The sequence below is a fragment of the Wolbachia endosymbiont (group A) of Cydia splendana genome (genome assembly GCF_947179475.1).
In the GTDB taxonomy this organism is placed as follows: Bacteria; Pseudomonadota; Alphaproteobacteria; order Rickettsiales; family Anaplasmataceae; genus Wolbachia; species Wolbachia pipientis.
Map to the genome: position 1 here is coordinate 170955 of NZ_CAMXBP010000001.1, position 18417 is coordinate 189371.

At 33.9% G+C, this 18417-nt stretch carries 14 protein-coding genes, 1 tRNA gene and 2 pseudogenes; 9 read left to right on the forward strand and 8 right to left on the reverse strand.

Going from position 1 to position 18417, the window contains the following annotated elements; genetic code table 11:
- Nucleotide 1: 1 nt before the first annotated feature.
- Nucleotides 2-1336 (reverse strand): trigger factor, encoded by a 1335-nt coding sequence (gene tig / locus OM961_RS00805; protein WP_264339575.1) that lies wholly within the window; start codon nt 1334-1336, stop codon nt 2-4.
- Between the two features lie 158 nt (nt 1337-1494).
- Nucleotides 1495-1576 (reverse strand) — tRNA-Leu (locus OM961_RS00810).
- 140 nt (nt 1577-1716) lie between these two features.
- On the opposite strand from OM961_RS00810, the gene OM961_RS00815 reads away from it, so the two are divergent.
- Nucleotides 1717-2313 carry a BON domain-containing protein gene (locus OM961_RS00815; protein WP_264339153.1) on the forward strand — a complete coding sequence of 199 codons (597 nt, stop codon included), beginning with the start codon at nt 1717-1719 and terminating at the stop codon, nt 2311-2313.
- A 60-nt stretch (nt 2314-2373) separates the two neighbouring features.
- Nucleotides 2374-3303, forward strand: coding sequence for a glutathione synthase (gshB, locus tag OM961_RS00820; RefSeq protein WP_007549071.1), 930 nt, complete (start codon nt 2374-2376; stop codon nt 3301-3303).
- On the opposite strand, the gene murG is transcribed toward gshB, so the two are convergent.
- Nucleotides 3288-4319 (reverse strand): undecaprenyldiphospho-muramoylpentapeptide beta-N-acetylglucosaminyltransferase, encoded by a 1032-nt coding sequence (murG, locus tag OM961_RS00825; RefSeq protein WP_155968867.1) that lies wholly within the window; start codon nt 4317-4319, stop codon nt 3288-3290. The genes gshB and murG overlap by 16 nt on opposite strands.
- 69 nt (nt 4320-4388) lie before the next feature.
- Between murG and OM961_RS00830 the strand changes: the two genes are divergently transcribed.
- The gene (locus OM961_RS00830) at nt 4389-4781 is read left to right on the forward strand and encodes a hypothetical protein (protein ID WP_006279962.1); all 393 of its coding nucleotides are present in this window, start codon (nt 4389-4391) and stop codon (nt 4779-4781) included.
- A gap of 5 nt (nt 4782-4786) precedes the next feature.
- On the opposite strand, the gene lpdA is transcribed toward OM961_RS00830, so the two are convergent.
- A complete protein-coding gene (lpdA, locus tag OM961_RS00835; RefSeq protein WP_264339154.1) occupies nt 4787-6160 on the reverse strand; it encodes a dihydrolipoyl dehydrogenase in 1374 nt (457 codons plus the stop codon).
- A gap of 75 nt (nt 6161-6235) precedes the next feature.
- Nucleotides 6236-7149, reverse strand: a pseudogene (locus OM961_RS07490) (IS110 family transposase).
- Nucleotides 7150-7849: 700 nt separating this feature from the next.
- Here OM961_RS07490 and OM961_RS00850 point away from each other — a divergent pair.
- A complete protein-coding gene (locus tag OM961_RS00850) occupies nt 7850-9940 on the forward strand; it encodes a hypothetical protein (protein ID WP_264339155.1) in 2091 nt (696 codons plus the stop codon).
- A gap of 10 nt (nt 9941-9950) precedes the next feature.
- On the opposite strand, the gene OM961_RS00855 is transcribed toward OM961_RS00850, so the two are convergent.
- Nucleotides 9951-10085 carry a hypothetical protein gene (locus OM961_RS00855; protein WP_264339156.1) on the reverse strand — a complete coding sequence of 45 codons (135 nt, stop codon included), beginning with the start codon at nt 10083-10085 and terminating at the stop codon, nt 9951-9953.
- Between the two features lie 139 nt (nt 10086-10224).
- On the opposite strand from OM961_RS00855, the pseudogene OM961_RS07495 reads away from it, so the two are divergent.
- From OM961_RS07495 to OM961_RS00885, 5 genes and pseudogenes are all read left to right on the forward strand, one after another.
- Nucleotides 10225-11150 (forward strand): annotated as a pseudogene (locus OM961_RS07495) (IS5 family transposase).
- Between the two features lie 304 nt (nt 11151-11454).
- On the forward strand, nt 11455-11958 hold the full coding sequence (locus OM961_RS00870; RefSeq protein ID WP_155968372.1) for a protein-disulfide reductase DsbD domain-containing protein: 504 nt from the start codon (nt 11455-11457) through the stop codon (nt 11956-11958).
- 1173 nt (nt 11959-13131) lie between these two features.
- Entirely contained in the window at nt 13132-14475 is a 1344-nt protein-coding gene (locus OM961_RS00875; RefSeq protein ID WP_264339157.1) for an alanine:cation symporter family protein, read from the forward strand.
- 35 nt (nt 14476-14510) lie between these two features.
- A complete protein-coding gene (locus tag OM961_RS00880; RefSeq protein ID WP_153296804.1) occupies nt 14511-14669 on the forward strand; it encodes a hypothetical protein in 159 nt (52 codons plus the stop codon).
- 152 nt (nt 14670-14821) lie between these two features.
- Nucleotides 14822-17500, forward strand: a complete 2679-nt coding sequence (locus OM961_RS00885) for a hypothetical protein (RefSeq protein WP_264339158.1) — start codon at nt 14822-14824, stop codon at nt 17498-17500.
- Here the strand turns inward: OM961_RS00885 and OM961_RS00890 are convergent.
- Both OM961_RS00890 and infA read right to left on the reverse strand, forming a co-directional pair.
- Nucleotides 17492-18088: a Maf family nucleotide pyrophosphatase gene (locus tag OM961_RS00890; protein WP_010082554.1), complete on the reverse strand. Its 597-nt coding sequence runs from the start codon at nt 18086-18088 to the stop codon at nt 17492-17494. The genes OM961_RS00885 and OM961_RS00890 overlap by 9 nt on opposite strands.
- Nucleotides 18066-18329, reverse strand: a complete 264-nt coding sequence (infA, locus tag OM961_RS00895; RefSeq protein WP_007550159.1) for a translation initiation factor IF-1 — start codon at nt 18327-18329, stop codon at nt 18066-18068. Before infA ends, OM961_RS00890 begins: the two co-directional genes overlap by 23 nt.
- Nucleotides 18330-18417: the final 88 nt, after the last annotated feature.

Genomic DNA, 18417 nt, shown 5'->3' on the forward strand with positions numbered 1-18417 from the left:
ATTAAATATTATCAAATAATTCCTTTAATTCTTTCACAGAAACAATCTGCTCTTCTTTACTAACTTTTTCTATTATATAATCTGTCACTTTATACTCAAGCGCTTGCCCTCTAACTAATTCTTGAAATTGTTTATTTGATTCAAAATGCTTAAGTACTCTATCAAATTGCACATCTTTACTGACATATTGATTTACAAGAACACTCAAAACATCATTTTGAGTTAATGATATTTTATGTTCTGCACTAAATTTCATAAATAACATAGCAAGCTTTACACGTTTTTCAGCTTCTTTACGAGAATCATTTTGAGCACCCAATTCTCCTTCCATTCTTTGTTGCTCCTGTTTTACTATGTCTGTGGGTAAATCAAAACTATAATTAGCATCCAAATAATCAAACAGCTCCTTTTTAATTAAGAGATTTCTCATTTCGGTGCACTGATCACCAATCATTTTTTTTGCATGATTTATTAGCAAAGAATAATCTTTAAACCCAATACTCTTAGCTATTTCATCATCATTTTCAAAATCTTTGGCAATTTGAATCTCATTAACTCGCACAGAAAAATCAGCTTCCTGTCCTGCAAGGGAAATGGCTTGGTAATTTTCAGGAAATTTCAACTTAAAGTTCTTTGTTTCTCCCTTTTTCATACCAGTTAATTGATCTTCAAAACCATTAATAAATGTGCCAGACCCTAAATTAACGGCAAAATCTTTGCTACTTCCACCTTGAAAGAGCTTATTCCTAATCCGCCCTTCAAAATCAATTATCAATTTATCCCCATCTTTCGCTTGATAAGAAGCATCATCAACAGAGGCAAAATTGGGGAACTTTGTTTTGATAGAATCAATAAATTCTTTTATATCTTCCTCTTCAATCTTTGCTTCAATTTTCTTTAAGTTTATTTTGTCAAGATCTATCATCGGTACTTCAGGCATCGACTCAAAAGATAGCTTGTATACAAAATTGCCCTCCTCATTTTCTTTGCCCAGATCTGGTAATGATATAACATCAACCTTAGGATAAATGTGAGACTTGACTTCAATTTTTTTCATCAAATCACTTGAGCAATAATCAATTGTATTATTTATCACATATTCCAAAGCCTCGTTTTTATAATTTGCAACAACAAGGTCATAGGGCATCTTTCCAGCCCTAAATCCAGGTGATTTTGCATTTTCTGCTATCTCTTGCAACCTGGAATTTACCTTTTGTTTTATATAATCACTACCAACTGTGATTTCATACTCATACTTTAGTTTATCTATACTAAGCTCTTTGTAGGTATATACGCTACTTACTTCGACTGTATTTTGAGGTATATTATTAGACATCATAATTCATTTATTAACATTTTAATTCATATCTTAATAGAGTCATTTTACCAGAATTTAAGTTAAACACAATCCTTAAGAACAGGTTTTTACACAAACAAAAGTGTATTTAGTGATTATAAATTTTCCCTTAAAACCTAAGTTACATGACTTTAAAGTGCGGATAGAGGGACTTGAACCCCCACGAGCAAGCTCACCAGGACCTAAACCTGGCACGTCTACCAATTCCGCCATATCCGCAAGAAATTTTCAGTACCCTATTATAGGTATTCCATTAAAAATATTCAAGGTTTAAAGTCTTACTTAATTTATGGTATTTACACAATCAAAAAAGCTTATTAACATTTCTTAATGAAAGCTCTAAACCCTGAAAATCAATAATGAGATTAATAACAAGCTTCTTACTCGCAATTTTTTTGATTACACAAAGTGGTTGCACAACCCTTATAATAGGTGGTGTGGTGGCTACAGCGACAGCAACAGCAATAACAATGCAGGACAAATCCTTGGGAAATATCATTGATGATACGACTATGGTCATCAGAATTAATAAGGGGCTCTTAAAACATGGGCTATTTTCATCCATAAAGGTTAAAGTAAGTGAAGGAAGAGTATTGCTCATTGGAAGTGTTGACACTCCTGAAAAACAACTTATAGCAGAAAAAATAGCTTGGCAGCAAAAAGAAATTAAAGAAGTGATAAATGAAATAAGAGTAATACCAATTCAAATGGCTTCCATGCTAGACACCACTGTAGATGGCATGATAACAGCGGAAATAAGAACAAGACTCCTGGGAAAAAGAAATATTAAGTCAATTAATTATAGCGTTAATACGGTTGATAGAGTTGTTTATTTGATGGGTATAGCCCAAAATAAAGCGGAATTAAAAGCTGTAATAGCAATTGCAAGAAAAGTAAAGGGAGTAAAACAAGTTGTAAGTTATGTACGATATAGGTACAGTAAGTTACGCCATTAGGCAAAAATCGCTTTCAAATTATAACATTTGTACAATTGTGACAATAGGTAGAGAACATAAATGAAAGTTGCCTTTCAGATGGATGAAAATATAAATTTTGAAACTGACACTACATTCGTGCTAATAAAGGAAGCACAAAGGAGGAAGCACGAAGTTTTTGTCTATGCTCCTAACAATTTAGCACTAAAGCTAAACCATCCAATTGCTCTGGCTCAGAAAGTCAGCGTTGATGATTTTAGTTTTATCTCTAAAGAGGATGTAGCAATCAACTTGAATGAAATGGACATCATATTTATCAGACAGGATCCACCCTTTGATATGCGTTATATTACAACAACATATATCTTAGAAAAAACCAGCGCATTGGTAATTAACAATCCAACAGAAATAAGAAATTGTCCTGAAAAATTGATAACTTCATTATTTCCAGAGCTAATTCCGCCAACTTTGATTACTGAAAATATATCAATGATTAGAGATTTCTACTACAACTATCAAGATATTATTCTGAAGCCATTGTATAGTTATGGAGGAAACGATGTGATAAGAATACAAGATGAGAATAGTATTCAAGTAGTAGTGGATCTCATGATAGCAAAATACGAATGCCCTGTGATTGCACAATCATTTTGTAAAAACATAGATAAAGATAAAAGAATATTGCTACTTTATGGCCAACCAATTGGTGTAATGAAACGAATTCCAAAAATCAGTGGAGAGATCAGAACAAACATGCGACTTGGAGCAAGTTTTGAGCCCGCTCAAATGAACGATAGAAACAATGAAATATGTAACAAAATTGGTCCTGAATTAAAGAAAAGAGGGCTAATATTTGTTGGTATTGATATTATAGATGACTTCCTGCTCGAAATTAACACAACTTCACCCACGGGAGTAGTTTATATCAATAAATTGTATAATATATCGCTAGAAAAGGATCTTTGGGACGTGTTTGAAGAAAAAGCAAGCAGCCATCAACTAAACCTGTGAACAATCACCTTAACAAACTCAGTAGTCCCATTCTTTATCCCTGTTTTTTCTGTACTATTGGTCATATCACGCAATTTTTGAGAATTATTTAATAGATCAAATAGTACCTCTGTTAGATTTTTTTTTGCTTCACTATTCTGCTTAACTATTATAGCTGCTCTCGAGTCTTCAATATATTTTGCGTTATAAAATTGGTGATTATCTTTTGAGTAAGGGTAAGGAATATATATAGCAGAACGCCTAGCAAGAGTGATCTCTGCTATTGAAGTTGCTCCTGCTCTGCTAATTACCAAGTGAGCATTGGCCAGTCTATTCTCCATATCATCAAAAAATTCACTCAATTCACAATCGATCTTTTCACTTTTGTATAGACTTTTGACCTTGTTTACATTTTTCTTCGTACATTGCTGCGTCACTCTAATTTTCTTTTTCATTTTAATAGGTAAATCACAAATTACGCTGCTTACTACATCATCAAAAAAATTTGCACCTTGGCTGCCTGCTATGACCAATATATTTAGGATTTTCTCAGTACTAGAATGGCTCTGTGCTTTTATATCAACAAAATTTCCTGTAAAAATACATTTATTGCCCTCTGCATATTTAGTCTCCGGAAAGCTGGTTGCAATTAATTTTGCACTCTTGAAAAAGAATCTATTTACTCTCCCTAAAACTGTGTTTTGTTCATGTAAAATTATAGGTATAGAAAGAACTCTTGCTGCAAGAAGAGTTGGAAAAGAAGCATAGCTACCAAAACCAATGACCGATTTTGGTTTTAATTTTCTTACTTGATACAGTGCTAACATAGAGCTGTATATCAAGAAAAGGAAAAACTTAAATTTGTTGCTGCTTGGTTTACATAATGGCAAGGTGTAGTTTCCCACGTCAGTATTTTTATTTGTTTTTTTATCAGTAAATACTATGCAACTATATCCTTGTGCCTTTAGTGCTCTTGCTAAAGTTATAGCTGGAAAAATGTGTCCGCCTGTGCCACCTGTTGCTAAAATAATATCCATCTGTAAATAATAAATCCTAGATTGTTAACTGTTATTTAACAATTTGCACGTAGAATTTTATTAAGCGTTATGATAGTTGAGTTAAAAATGCCTAAAAGTAATAGTAAAAAAGAACCTAATGAGAAAAATAAACCTCAAGAACAAAGAGAAGGCAGAAGCGGAGGTTTTTTAGAACTGCTAAAAAATATAATAAAAATTCTTTTCAATTCGGTCGTTGACCTACCTGAGCACGAGCAGCATAATAAAATGAAAAGCACTAATCTACAACAAGGTTTGGATACTAAAGGAAAAGGCCCAGAAGATCTTCATCCAAAGGCAAAGCTTGAAGTTAAAGAAGCAGCTAAGGGATTGAAAGAAGAGTTACAGAATTCTGATGCTGGTGGTAATCAATCTATTGAAACTAAAGTGCCTAATCAAACTACTACTCAAGACATTGACAACTCTAAAACGATGGAACGTTAGTTCAACTATTTAACATCTGCAGCAAGCACTGATTTATGTATCATCTCTGAAATGGTTGGATGAGGAAAAATCGTAGATTTTATGTCGAAGTCTGTTCCTTCTAGTTGCTTTGCAAGAGCAAAATTGCTAATTAACTCCGTTACTTCTGCACCTATCATGTGGCTACCCAGAATTTCTCCGGTTTTTTTATCTATAATCGTTTTCACTAACCCTTCAGTTTCACTGAGTGCAACAGACTTACCATTAAAGTTAGAGTGAAATTTTCCTATTTTTATATCATACCCACCTTTTATTGCCTGTTCCTCAGTAAGGCCGATGCTCGCTATTTGTGGATGAGAATAAGTGCAATTTGGTATGCATTCTTTTTTTAACGCATGAGCATTTTTACCAGCAATCTTTTCAATGCAGATCACGGCTTCATGGCTCGCTTTATGTGCTAAACATGGTGGGCCAGCTACATCACCTATTGCATACACATTTGATTCACTAGTTTCATACCATTCATTCGTTTCAATAAAGCCAGAAGGGCTTAATTTAATTTTTGTATTTTCTAAACCTATATTTTCAATATTTGCTTGAATTCCAACCGCAACAATCACCCTCTCAAATTCTTTGCTCTCACCACTACTTAGTAGCACTTGAGCAGAGTCTTTACTTTTAGTAAGAGCTTTTACGCTACTGCTTGTATATATTTCTATCCCCTGTTTTGTGAATATTTCTTGTGCTAAATCTGAAATGTCCTTATCCTCCAGCGGCAAAATAGTGCTCTTTATCTCTATGATTGTTACATCAACACCCAAAGTACTATAAAAACTTGCAAATTCTATTCCAATTGCACCAGACCCTATAATTAGTAGCGATTTTGGTAATCTCTCTGGAGTCATAGCGTGCTGCGCATTCCATATTAAATCTCCATCTGCCTCTATTCCAGGCAGATTCCGTGCCCTCACGCCTGTTGCTAAAATGATATGCTTGGAAACAATTTCTTGTTCTTCCTTATCGCTAACGACTTTTATAGTACCATTGCCTGCAAGTTTACCAAAACCTTGATGAACTTTGATATTATTTTTTTTCATCAAATATGCAACACCGCTTGACAATTTATCAACAACGTTTCTTGAGTATTTCACTATTGATTGTATATCAAAATTCGCTCCCTTTACTTCTATACCAAACTCTTTTGATCTTTTTATTAGCCTATAAACCTCAGATGCTCTAAGCAGTGATTTTGTTGGTATACATCCCCAATTTAAGCATATACCGCCTAAATTTTTTTCTTTTTCCACAATTGCAGTTTTAAACCCAAGCTGTGCCGCCCTAATTGCCGCTATATAACCACCAGGACCGCTACCTATAACCGTAATATCATACTCATTCATCAGTTTTCTTCGTATTCAAAAAGATTATATATAACAGATGGAACCCATACAATCAATGGTCTGTCATCTACCGTCTTAAGAGTCAAGATAAAAGTTGTTATTTTTTATCATGGCATTTAAACAAACGATAATTTTTCTCATGACAGCAACTAATGCAACCTTAGCAGCTTTGCCAGAATCAACCAAACGCTGATAAAACGCTTTCATTTTTCTGTTGTGGCGCATAGCAACAAGAGCTGACATGTATAGTGCTTTCCTTGCATAAAACCTGCCTCCTTTGATTTGAGCTTTGCCAACTTTTCTTCCACTTTCACTAGTTTTAGGTGCAACTCCAACTAAGCATGCAATTTCTCTATTCTCTAATCTACCAAGCTCAGGCACCTCTGTCAGTAGAACGCTCGCCGTCTTTGATCCAATACCTTTATAGCTGATTAAAAGCTCATTTTTTCCTTTCAATTCAGCTATTGCGTCTTCTATGTCTTGCCTAATTTCTTTCAATTGTTTTTCAGCAAACCCTATCTGTCTTTCTATGTATTCTCTAGCTTTTCCCGTCGCACTTTGCAGGCGACACTTGTTTGCATGAATTGCATCATTTAAATTACGCTCAACTGCCCCCAGCTCCTTTAATTCCTCTTGCTTTTGTGAAATTATACATCCTTTTACTTCACCGTCTTTACTGACAAATTCAGCGTATTTTTCCAGTAATTTAGCATCTAACTTGTCAGTTTTTGCAAAATGATTGCAAGCTTTGGCAAATGCATATACCCGATTCGGGTGAGCTTTATGGACAGTTATCTTGCAACAATTTTATAATGAGCTTTTCATAGCCACCAGCTTACACATAACTTGATGGGTAAATCGACTATATTTGTTTCTATAAACTTAGATATAGCATCACTCACGTTTGCTATGCGCTTATGCTTGCCATTAATTGAGATGTCCAATGCTTCCTTGGAAACATCTACTCCCATGAAAATTATTCTAGCCATTTTTGTACCTATAAATATAATCAAACAATAATGCAAAATGCTGTATACAGGATTGTAATTCGATCTTTTAGATCCACCTACCGTTCGTACTACATTTTGCTTTAAGCCTTACTATTACCCACAAATAAAAACATAGTATTGTATTTACTCAAATAATTTAATTTTATTAACCTGAAAGCTTATTAGATTAAAATTATTAAACTAAGAGTTATAATTTTAGCAACTAAAAGCTGTAAATTGCACCATATAAACAGTTATTTCAAGCAAAAGTTATGCCATTAAGAGCTATGCAACAAACATTTATATTTGTGGGTAATAGTAAGATCTAAATCCGATAGAGCATTGTTGGCACACCATCAAAAGTCGCCTCAGACCTCTAATGCATCAATGTACAAACTTACACCTTTTAGTTGGTAATACCATTTTAGACGTTTATCATTCGTTTTAGAAAATACTATAGTAGCGGAATGACGAATTTTTGTTTTTCAAATTGTCAGTAAATCTAAGTCAGTTTAGCTATATAAAACATAGTATAAAAAGAGCTATTTTAGCAAAATTTTAAACAAATAAAGTTAATTACTTCACAATTGATACCTTACGAGAAAAGCACATTTGATACAGATTTAAAATACAAGTTAACGAATTATTATGATTTTTACCAAGATAATAATATAGTAAGGTTTGGTAGTGAGGTATCAAAATGGAAAAATACACCAACGCATGGTTTAATAAGAAAGATAATCATGATTGTGCAAATGATGGCACTTGCGGGCAATCTATAAAGGATTTTAGGATTGGTAATTCTGATATTTCTTTTTTTGATAGTAACAAAAACTTAATTGCCAAAGTACCTAAACTACCAAAGTATTCTAGGGATAAATATGGGCATCAATTGTATAAGGAAGCTGAGTCAAAGCAGTTCAATTATTTTTCCACAAATATACATGATGTTTTGTCTAACAGCTTTACCGTTAAATACGGGTATATAAATTGTACTATAAAATACGACAACTTATCTGAGCAGGAACAAAACCAAATAGAAACAGACATTAAAACTGCCTATGAAGCATTTAAAGAAAAGTTTTGCTTGAAAAATAGTAATGCAAGTTACAATATAACGGTTCACATTTTTAATAATAGAAGCGATTATACAAAGTATAACAATCTTCTCGGCATAGATGAAGATGGTGGTCCAGGATATATTACACGAGGAGTAACAGATTGTCAGAATATTCTGACATATAAGCAAAGTGCCATGGATTTTGTTCTAGGTCATGAGCTAGGCCACATATTTCAATTGCGTTTTTCACCATCGGCAACAGTCCAAACTTTGAATATTCTGGATACTGAACTCATAGCGAATGTCATTGGACGAGAGGTAGAAGAAAAAAATTATAAAGCTATTTGCAAGCAGATGGGTGTAGATGAATATGAAGGCCATGGATGGATGTTTAAATTTAAATATAAAGGTACACTTTATAAATATCACAAGAACCTTTCAGAAGAAGAAAAATTTAAAGCTATACAAAATGTCAAGAATATTCGTGAACTAGTAGATGAATATGAAGATCATGGATGGATGTTTAAATTTAAATATAAAGATACAACTGGTAGTATATACCTCAAGGACCTTTCAGAAGATGAAAAATTTCAAATTATACAACGTGTCAAGAATTCTGGACTAGATGAATATGAAGACCATGGATGGATATTTAGTTTTAAATACAAAGGCACCACTTATAACGTAAGATACAAGGACTTTTCAGAAGATGAAAAATTTAAAGCTATACAAAATGTCAAGAATATTCATGAACTAGTAGATGAATATAAAGACCATGGATGGATATTTAGTTTTAAATACAAAGGCACCACTTATAACGTAAGATGCAAGTACTTTTCAGAAGAAGAAAAATTTCAATTTATCAAAGACATTAAGAACTCTCATGAATCGCTCGTTAGTGAATGTGATGGATTGGGGAATGAGAATACAGTTTTATCGATTCACGTTGATGAAAATAAGGAGATAAGTCGAATGTATTTTCGAAACTCCGACAAAAATATATTCAAACAGCTAGATAAGACACTTATAAGCAGAAGTAAGTCTGAAGAAGAGGTAAATGAAAACCGCACGAATCCAGAGCCAGAAGAAGAACAAAAAGGTGATGACTACACAGAGGTTACAGGAATGTTGCAATTTAAGTACAAAGGGACCAATTATGCTATACAACACAGAGGTTACCTTTTAGTAGAAGAAGAAAAACTTCGATTGATTCAAGATATAAAGAACTCTCATGAATCGCTCGTTAGTGAACGTTATAGATTAAATGAAGGGTCATTAAGTCAGAATGCAACTGTAGTAATTTTTGTTGATGAAAACAAGGACATAGAGAAAATGTATTTTCATAATCCAGACAAGAATATGTCCAAATGGTTAGATAAGACACTCATAAGCAGAAGTAAGCCTGAACAAGATGTGGATGACACAGCAGGAAAAGAGCCTGAACCAGAATCAGCCGAAGAGGATACTCAGCAACCCAGTAATTTCTTATCCAATATTTTTTCAGCAATTAAATCCATTATTGATTCTATCTCATCACTCTTTTCATGGTTATTTGGGTCGAAAGAGAAAGAGTCTAATCAACAATCTGATGATAATCCTTCTTTGTTTAAGCTCGATGCTAATGAGTTAGATCACGAAGTTAAGCCTGATGCCAATGAGTTAGGTCACGATGTTAGAGGTCACTTATCAGACAATTATAACCATTACAACTCATCTGATGGGCTAATGTAATATAGCTAATTTACAGTATCTGTTCAGATGCATGGCTAATGTACAAATATTGAAACAAAAATTCCAGTGCCCCTGTGATGTCATTCCAGTGCTTGACACTGGAATCCAGCATTTCCATAATCATCAAAACATTGTATTTTAACAAAAAACAGCTATTTTTATGCTTGCCAACTTAATAAAATTCCTGGATCCCAGTGGGCTTTGTTGCATCGCTCAAGTGAAAAGAACTGGCAGTTACTGACAAAATTCATTATAAATAGCCATTTAACTGTTGAAGAAAAAATATGCCACAAAAAATGAGAGTCAGTAACTGCCATGAATATAACAAATTTCTCCAAGAAAGAGGAAGCATTTTTTGTTATATCAATGACGCCATAGAAAATTGGTACGAGAATTGTCCAAAAATGCAGGGCGGCAACTATATTTATAGTGATAAAGTTGTGATTTTGGTGCATATAATCGTCAGTTTCTTTAGAATTGGTTTAAGACAAACAGTCGGGTTTATAAAAGGGTATTTGTAACAAATAGGAAGAGATTTGGCAGTTATCAGCTATTCACAAGCATCAAGAAGGTTTAAGAAACTTAATATTAAGATAAATGATTGCAGAAAATAATATGGAAGATATCGAAATTGCTATAGACAGTACAGGAATTAGTATATACAACAACACACAGCAAGGAAAATAGCACTGACAGAAAATATCGTGGCTATGAGCAAACGAGAAAATTGCACGTAATGTTGAATATAAACAACAAAAAAGCCATAGCTGTAAAATACAGTAACGGCTGATCACTATGGAGCTTGTGATTTGCTAAAAGAAGTTGATTTTCAGCATGCCATAAAAGCACTATATGCAGATAGAGCATGTGATAGGCACAAGTTTTATAAGTTGTGTAACGAATATGATATAAAGACAAAAATTCCACCAATAAACAATGCGGCAGAACATCCAGAAATAGATTATATGTCTAACAGGAATGCTGCTATTAGGTTAATAAAATTATACGGTGAAGATGGCATGAAAGAATGGAAAAAAGAAGTAAATTATGGGAAAAGATCTTATATTGAAGGGTTTTTCTCAAGATTAAAGCAAATATTCGGATTTAGTTTTAGGAATAAATCTGAGATAAATCGAGAAAAAGAACTAAATGCTATTTGCTTAATAAATTCACTGATATTGGTATGGCTAAATTTGAGATAGTTACATGAATTTACCATAAATCACCATCTCATAAAGTGTGATGCAACAAAGCCATCCCAGTGTCAAGCACTGGGATGACACCCTCCTTATGGGCCAAAATCACAATGTTCGTACAGTTGTGGATTCATTCGCGGTATCTCGGCATAGATTCCGCTAACAAGTAGCGGAATGACGAATTTGTCGTTTTTCAGATTGTCGTAAGTCAGTTTAGCTATAGCATAATGCTATATTAATAAATAATCTATATAATACTATTAAATATAATAATTAAAATCTAAATTACTTTCTCTATAAAAGGAGAAATTTACCTTAATGAAAATACATATATATTTAATATTGTTTTTATTTTTTTCTTGCACTCAACTATATGCTGACGAGGAAATTGCAAAATTTGATTTACTTATTGGCGAGATAAATGAAGCAAGCTTCACTCTTAAAGGTGCAATAAAGGTTACAGTAGAACCAGGCTGGCACATATATTATAAAGATCCTGGAGATTTTGGCCTTCCCACGTCTATTAGTTACAAAGGTAATGCATCAGATATAAATATTCACTGGCCTATTCCAAAGGAACATAAAGATAAAGTAGGGAGAGAGACGTTTGTAAGTAACGTATATGAGGGTATGGTATTATTTCCCTTTAAGATGAATATATTTTTAAATCAAGGGTATATTGACCTTAACTTCCATATAAATTATGCGATATGTAAAGATAGGTGCATCCCTAAAAATGTTGAGATAAAAATCAGGCAACCATTAAAGGATTTTATAGATTCTGATATCAATAAACTTATAAATGAGTGGTATGAAAAATAGAGTTCTCATGGGGTAGGTGTCATTCCAGCGCGTGACACTGGAATGGCTTTGTTGCATCGCTACTTATGAAAGGCTAACTATAATTAGGATTATAAGCAACTTATTGAAAATCTTGTTTTTTTGCAATCAATCTGATCAAATTTAAGAATAGTAATTTGTTATTTATATTAATAAATTTAATTCTATTGAAAATAGCTAAAGCATTGAAATTCTTGAATTTTAGCCGGATTAGTGAGTGGTAGTGAAATTTCTTTTACTCAAATTTAGGTATTCACTGACCGTTCTTGTTATAAATACCAGAATAATAAGCTACTGATATTCTCCACCTTTTTTATCTTTAATCCATCATAGCTAGCGATGCAACAAAGCCCACTGGAATCTCATTTACTTTTTTGTTCACTATGTGAGGAACTTGGGCCTACAAGTATATAAACATAATGGTTTCGCATAAAAAATTTAGATCCCAGTGTCACGCACTAACTGTACGAACATTGAGATATAAGAGTAATTTGTACCAAGAAAAAAGATGTCATCCCAGTGTCCAGACACTGGGATGGCTTTGTTGCATCGCTAGCTATGATGGATTAAAGATAAAAAAGATAGGGAATATCAGTAGCTTATTATTCTGGTATTTATAACAAGAACGGTCAATGAATACCTAAATTTGAGTAAAAGAAATTTCACTACCATTTACCAATCCGGCTAAAATTCAAGAATTTCAATGCTTTAGCTATTTTCAATAGAATTAAATTTATTAATATAAATAACAAATTACTATTCTTAAATTTGATCAGATTGATTGCAAAAAAACAAGATTTTCAATAGGTTGCTTATAATCCTAACTATAGTTAGCCTTTCATAAGTAGCGATGCAACAAAGCCCACTGGGATCCAGATTGGACACTAAGTTGGTGAGTATAAAAGTAGCTAACCTTATGTTAAAACACAATATTTTTGGTGAGGGGTTGCATTAAAAGCTGGATTCCAGTGTCAAGCACTGGAATGACATCGTCTTAACATTGTACCATATTACAATGTTCGTACAGTTATGTGTCACGCTACTTGGATGACAAGAAAAGGTTTCTAGAATGACGGAAACGAAGTCATACATAGAAAATAGGTTAGGTATTTTCAATTTTTGTTGTATACTCAAATAAAAATCTCACTTTTACAGATGGATACAGTAAAGTTTGTTTTATTACTGCCAACAATATTACTCATGCTAGTTGCTGGTGTTTACCTATCGATTAAACTAAAATGGCTACAGGTATTTAGATTACCATACGCCCTTTCACTCCTTGGAGCTAAAAAAGGAGAAAATAAATTTTCTTCTATAGCCGCTCTGTTTACAATTTTAGGGGGAAATTTAGGAGTAGGAAATATTTCAGGAACTGCTGTTGCTCTAAAAACCGGAGGACCGGGCTCTATTTTGTGGATGGCGATAATTATTGTTATCACTTCTGTGATAAAATATGTCACTTGTTATCTAAGTATAAAAACCAGAAAGGAAAAGAACGGACGGTTTATAGGTGGCCCTGTAGCCTACATGGCTGATGCATTTAACTCTAGAAAAGCTACAATTGTGTTTCTAGTTGTTATGATAATGGTTTCAATAACAGTTGGTAACCTTGTTCAGGTAAATTCTCTATCAATACCACTTAACATGATAGATGTGCCTGTAGTCATTGGTGGCATTGTAATGGCCATAATATTTTTTGTTGTTGCAGCTCTCAGCTTAAAAAAAATTAAAATTTTTATATCGGCTATGATACCGATAATGACGGTAAGTTACCTCACACTTTGCGGTATCATATTATTTAAATTTAGTGAAAATATTCTTCCTTCTCTAAAACTAATAACAAGCAGTTTTTTTACAACTAGTAGCTTTAACTCTGGTTTATCTCTAGGTTTGATTTTAGAAATGTTGACTATTATTCAAGTTGGAACTTTGCGAGGTATTTTTGCAACAGATATAGGGCTTGGCCTCGAAGGAATCGTACATTCTTCAATTGTTCCTAAGAAAAATAATAATAAATTTATTATTGAACAGAGCCTAATCACAATAATATCGCCTTTTATAGTTGCATTCATAGTGTTTATTACAACAATGGTACTGCTTGTCACAGATTCTTGGGTCACTGATTTAGAGAGTACTAACATGTGCATATTTGCTTTTAGAAAAGCTATGAATTGGCCCTATATTGACTATTTAATTATGGCCATAATGTTTTGTTTTGCCTTTACTACTATTTTTACTTGGTTTTTTTGCTCAAAACAGACAATACGCTATGTGTCTATGGATAATAAATACACTAAAATCTGGATTGTAATTTTTACCATGATCATTCCGCTTGGTGCGATAGGTAAAGTCCAGTTGCTATGGGATGTTGCTGATATCTCGATTGCTGCTTTGTTGTTTATCAACATACTCGCTATACTCAAGCTAACCTCTCAAGATCCAGAAGTGTTTACTATGAGTAGCAGATATTTGAAGTTGCAAAAACAGAGCTATAGCTAAAGCAATTTAGGCTATGCAGCTGTTGTGATATAAGAGTGATTTCCGCCAAGAAGGATGTCATCCCAGTGCCCAGACACTGGGATCCAGGAATCTTGATTGGCACTAAGTTAGTGAGCATAAAAGTAGCTAATCTTATGTTAAAACACAACATTTTTGATGGGGTTCGTGAAAGGCTGGATTCCAGACTGGAATGACAACTTAAATCGTTTGATGTTACCATAAAATAGCTTGTGTCATCACATTAGTAACACAACCTTCCTTAATAAAAATTCAACCAATGCTTGTGATAATTATATTAGCTAGTATTAGCTAGAACTAAAGGCAGAGGGTTATTAGTGAGGGATATATGGGCACTAACGATACACAACAAGAACACATTTATAATGAGCGCATTCAAGAAATTTTTCCTTTATTTGATAAAATAAAAAAGGAAGACGACCCAATTTATAATGCTAGAGTTGATTTTAACACAGTAAAGTTTTTAACAAAACACGCCAACTGGAATTGGGACGAAGAAGAAAACAAAGATAAAGCATATGGAGTTATTCTTCAGAAATGCGACAAGACAAAGAAAGCTGGACAAGAGCTTGAAAGTGAAGTTAAAGAAAGGTTGAAAGAGTATGTTGATGATGTTGCAGGAGTTTCAATATACGGTAATCACGCAAGTATTACGCTGGGAGATGACAAAAAAGAGTTTAAAATCAGCGAATTTTTAAATAGTGATTTTTGTGAGAAGAATGAAATCTCGGGATTTTCAACATTGCATAGTGATGGAAAGAGCGGAATGCATGGTTTTGTTGCCGAGGAAGAAGGGAAAAAAATAAGACATTATGTCGTAACTGATGGTTCATATGAAATGACTTTAAAGTGGTATGCGGAGGGGAAGGAATGTAAGATCAAAATTAAGATTGATGCTAACGGTGTAGACCTTGTTAAAGGTGATGATTTTTCTCTAGAACGGTTAGAAGTAAACAGAGATGTAAAAATAGGTGGTTTATTCTTGCATGAAATACAATTCAGGGAGAAAGGACAAGGAAAAGTGAATGAGATGCAACATAGTAAAGACAGTAACGAGCTATCATCTGAAACTACGACAAGAATTGATGTTAATAGAGATGTTAGTGTTCAAGCTACTGATATAACTCGAAAAAAAGAAGATCACCATTCACATTTTGGACCACAATCTAACAGCAGAAGGCACTCTTACGATAGCGGAATTGGAAAAGATTTTGACGATAAAATTAATTCTCAGGAGGCTAAAGAAAAGCGTGAGCTTAGACAAGCAGCACGAGAAGCAAATTCGGGAGGTCAAGTTTATAACCTACAATCGCTTTTTGAGGAGAATCCTCAGAACAAAAAAACTCCTCCGCCACTTCCACCTAGAACTAGTTCACTACCACCTAAAAAAGGTGTTTTCGATGAGCAAGGGGGAGCCAAATCTGGAAGCCAAAAACCAGATGACTTGCGCGAAAATGAGCAAACACCTAATAATCAGCAAAAAGGTGCAACTTCTGATTCTTCAGATAGTTCTACTTTCACCAAGTCTGTAAGCCACAATCAAGATAATAGGCAAGAAGATGAACGGTATGACAATCCTACATTTGGACATGCTGTACCTGGAAGCCAAAAACCAGATAGAAGTGAGCAAACACCTAATGATCAGCAACAACCTAAAACCCAGCAACAAGAAGGAAATAGCAAAGGCGATCTGTTACAAGACATCAGAAATTTCAAGAAAAACAACTTACGGCACATTGATGTTGATGATAGAAAAGCATCAATTGCAGGAAGTAGAAAAAATAACCCATCACCGTTAGAGACATTAAAGGACATAATTCCTTATTCATCTTCTCCAGATAACAGTGATAACCAAGATGCTAGTGATGCTAAGTGGAAAGAAAGTGAACAGCCGCTCTCTGCTACAGCACTCAATAATAAAAGTGACTCGGGCTATTCATCTCCAACTCATGACAATAATGAACAATCTCAAGTAAATCCTGAACAGTTAAAGAAGAGCTTAGAGAACATTGAACAAAGTGATCAAACTCCACCTGAAAATCTTCTTAAAGAAATCAGAGATAGATCACAGCAGGATAATAGAGGATTAAGGCAAGTTGATCCTACTGATAAACTGTCACAAGATAAAGAAGATGGATTGCAAAAAGACGATTTAGCAGATGTAAAAATAGTGGAAGGTCTAACTATTAGTGTCTCTGCTTCAACACCAAATAGTATAAGTGATTCAGGCTATATATCTCCAACTAATAGTGATAGTAAATCTCAAACAGATTTAAAACAGGTAGGAAGGAAATTAGAAGAACATATTAGACAAAGTAATCTAACTCTATTTGAAGAACTTAAAAATACATTAGGTCAAGAAAATCTCGGGTTAAAACCAGCTGATCAGAGTCAGATTAGCGAAGAAACTAAAAAACGCTTGAGAGAAGTTGGGTTGCTAAAAGACAGCTCAACAGACATAAAAGCAAACGATTCGGGCTATTCATCTCCAACTCATGACAATAATGAACAATCTCAAGTAAATCCTGAACAGTTAAAGAAGAGCTTAGAAAACATTGAACCAAAAGAAATCGGAGATACGAGTGAGTTAAAAGGAGCATTGGGAAACCCGGATAAAGGGTTAAGAGAACCGGCACAACAGGCTACTAAAGAAAATATTCCTAAAGATTCATTCTCAGAAAACATTTTAGAAAAGATAGGAGAAGGTAAACAATATGACCCTATACGTAAGTGGTTAGAAAAAACAGTGGCAGAACGAGAAAATAATGACACTAATCCAACTGTAGATAAAAATAGCGAACTATATAAATTACTAGAGAAAGATGAAGCACAACTGAAAGCTGGAGTAATAGAAGAAGAAAGAGGAGATACTTTAACAGAACACACTGATGGTTATGATCGCAATAGAATTGCATTAGCTAACAGAAATAAAAGACCACTAGATTGGGCTAAACAGGTTGCTGAGTCACAACAAAAAAAAGATACTAATAAAGGTATTTCAATATAAATTGAAGTTAAAATAATTGCTTAGCAAACAATAGGTTTCATGTAATGGTAACCCTATAACGGAAGAGTAGGAGCCGCGTAAGAACAATACGAACACTCCAGCTAGGCCTTGTATATTGCATCCCCCCGCCCTATTTTTCCACTCTTCTGATGCTAAATAATACTTAATTTCTTGTTCACTGAGACGTTTAAATTTCACTATTGTAACCACAGTCCTGATATGTTGTTTAGATTGATCGGGAGTTAATAGACATACACTGGTGTATACTCTATGCCTTCTTCCTGATAACAAGCGGATACATTTTTCTGCTTGCTCAACGTTTTCAGCTTTGAGCAATATCCTTCTACCACAAGCAACAACTGTATCAACACCAAGCACAAAATAATTTGGATTTAAACTTTGTATTTTCTCAGCTTTACTTTTTGCCATACGGATTGAGTAATCCTTCGGAAGTTCCTTTTTTAAAGGGGCTTCATCTATATCTGCTGGCAAAATTAAACCTGGCTCAATGTTTATTTGTTTTAGTAAAGCTATACGCCTTTTCGATGATGAAGCAAGAATAAGATTATTTAGAGATCGTTCTGTCACTTGTACCTTTAAGCCTTCTAATGATCCTACCCTTTCTCGCATTCCTATCGTAAATGCTCATCTCAACTAACACCCTATCCCCTATAATGATGCGTATTTTACTTCTTCTCACTTTCCCTGATACATGACAGATAATCTCATGTTCATTGTCCAGTTTCACTCTAAATTCTGCTGCAGGTAGTAAAGCAGTTACTGCCCCTTCCACTTCAAAAATTGTTTTCGATTTCTCGTCTTTTATCATATGTTATATTATAATTTAATAATCTTTTTTAGTCTACTATAGATTTTAAATTATTATCAACACAAAAGACCTTTTGCGCCCCACTTAA

Excerpts from the sequence above, each read along its gene's own strand:
- infA (WP_007550159.1), bottom strand. The coding sequence starts at position 18,329 with ATGATAAAAGACGAGAAATCGAAAACAATTTTTGAAGTGGAAGGGGCA.
- tig (WP_264339575.1), bottom strand. The coding sequence starts at position 1,336 with ATGTCTAATAATATACCTCAAAATACAGTCGAAGTAAGTAGCGTATAT.
- gshB (WP_007549071.1), top strand. The coding sequence starts at position 2,374 with ATGAAAGTTGCCTTTCAGATGGATGAAAATATAAATTTTGAAACTGAC.
- murG (WP_155968867.1), bottom strand. The coding sequence starts at position 4,319 with ATGGATATTATTTTAGCAACAGGTGGCACAGGCGGACACATTTTTCCA.
- OM961_RS00850 (WP_264339155.1), top strand. The coding sequence starts at position 7,850 with ATGGAAAAATACACCAACGCATGGTTTAATAAGAAAGATAATCATGAT.
- OM961_RS00885 (WP_264339158.1), top strand. The coding sequence starts at position 14,822 with ATGGGCACTAACGATACACAACAAGAACACATTTATAATGAGCGCATT.
- OM961_RS00875 (WP_264339157.1), top strand. The coding sequence starts at position 13,132 with ATGGATACAGTAAAGTTTGTTTTATTACTGCCAACAATATTACTCATG.
- OM961_RS00830 (WP_006279962.1), top strand. The coding sequence starts at position 4,389 with ATGATAGTTGAGTTAAAAATGCCTAAAAGTAATAGTAAAAAAGAACCT.
- OM961_RS00870 (WP_155968372.1), top strand. The coding sequence starts at position 11,455 with ATGAAAATACATATATATTTAATATTGTTTTTATTTTTTTCTTGCACT.
- OM961_RS00815 (WP_264339153.1), top strand. The coding sequence starts at position 1,717 with ATGAGATTAATAACAAGCTTCTTACTCGCAATTTTTTTGATTACACAA.
- lpdA (WP_264339154.1), bottom strand. The coding sequence starts at position 6,160 with ATGAATGAGTATGATATTACGGTTATAGGTAGCGGTCCTGGTGGTTAT.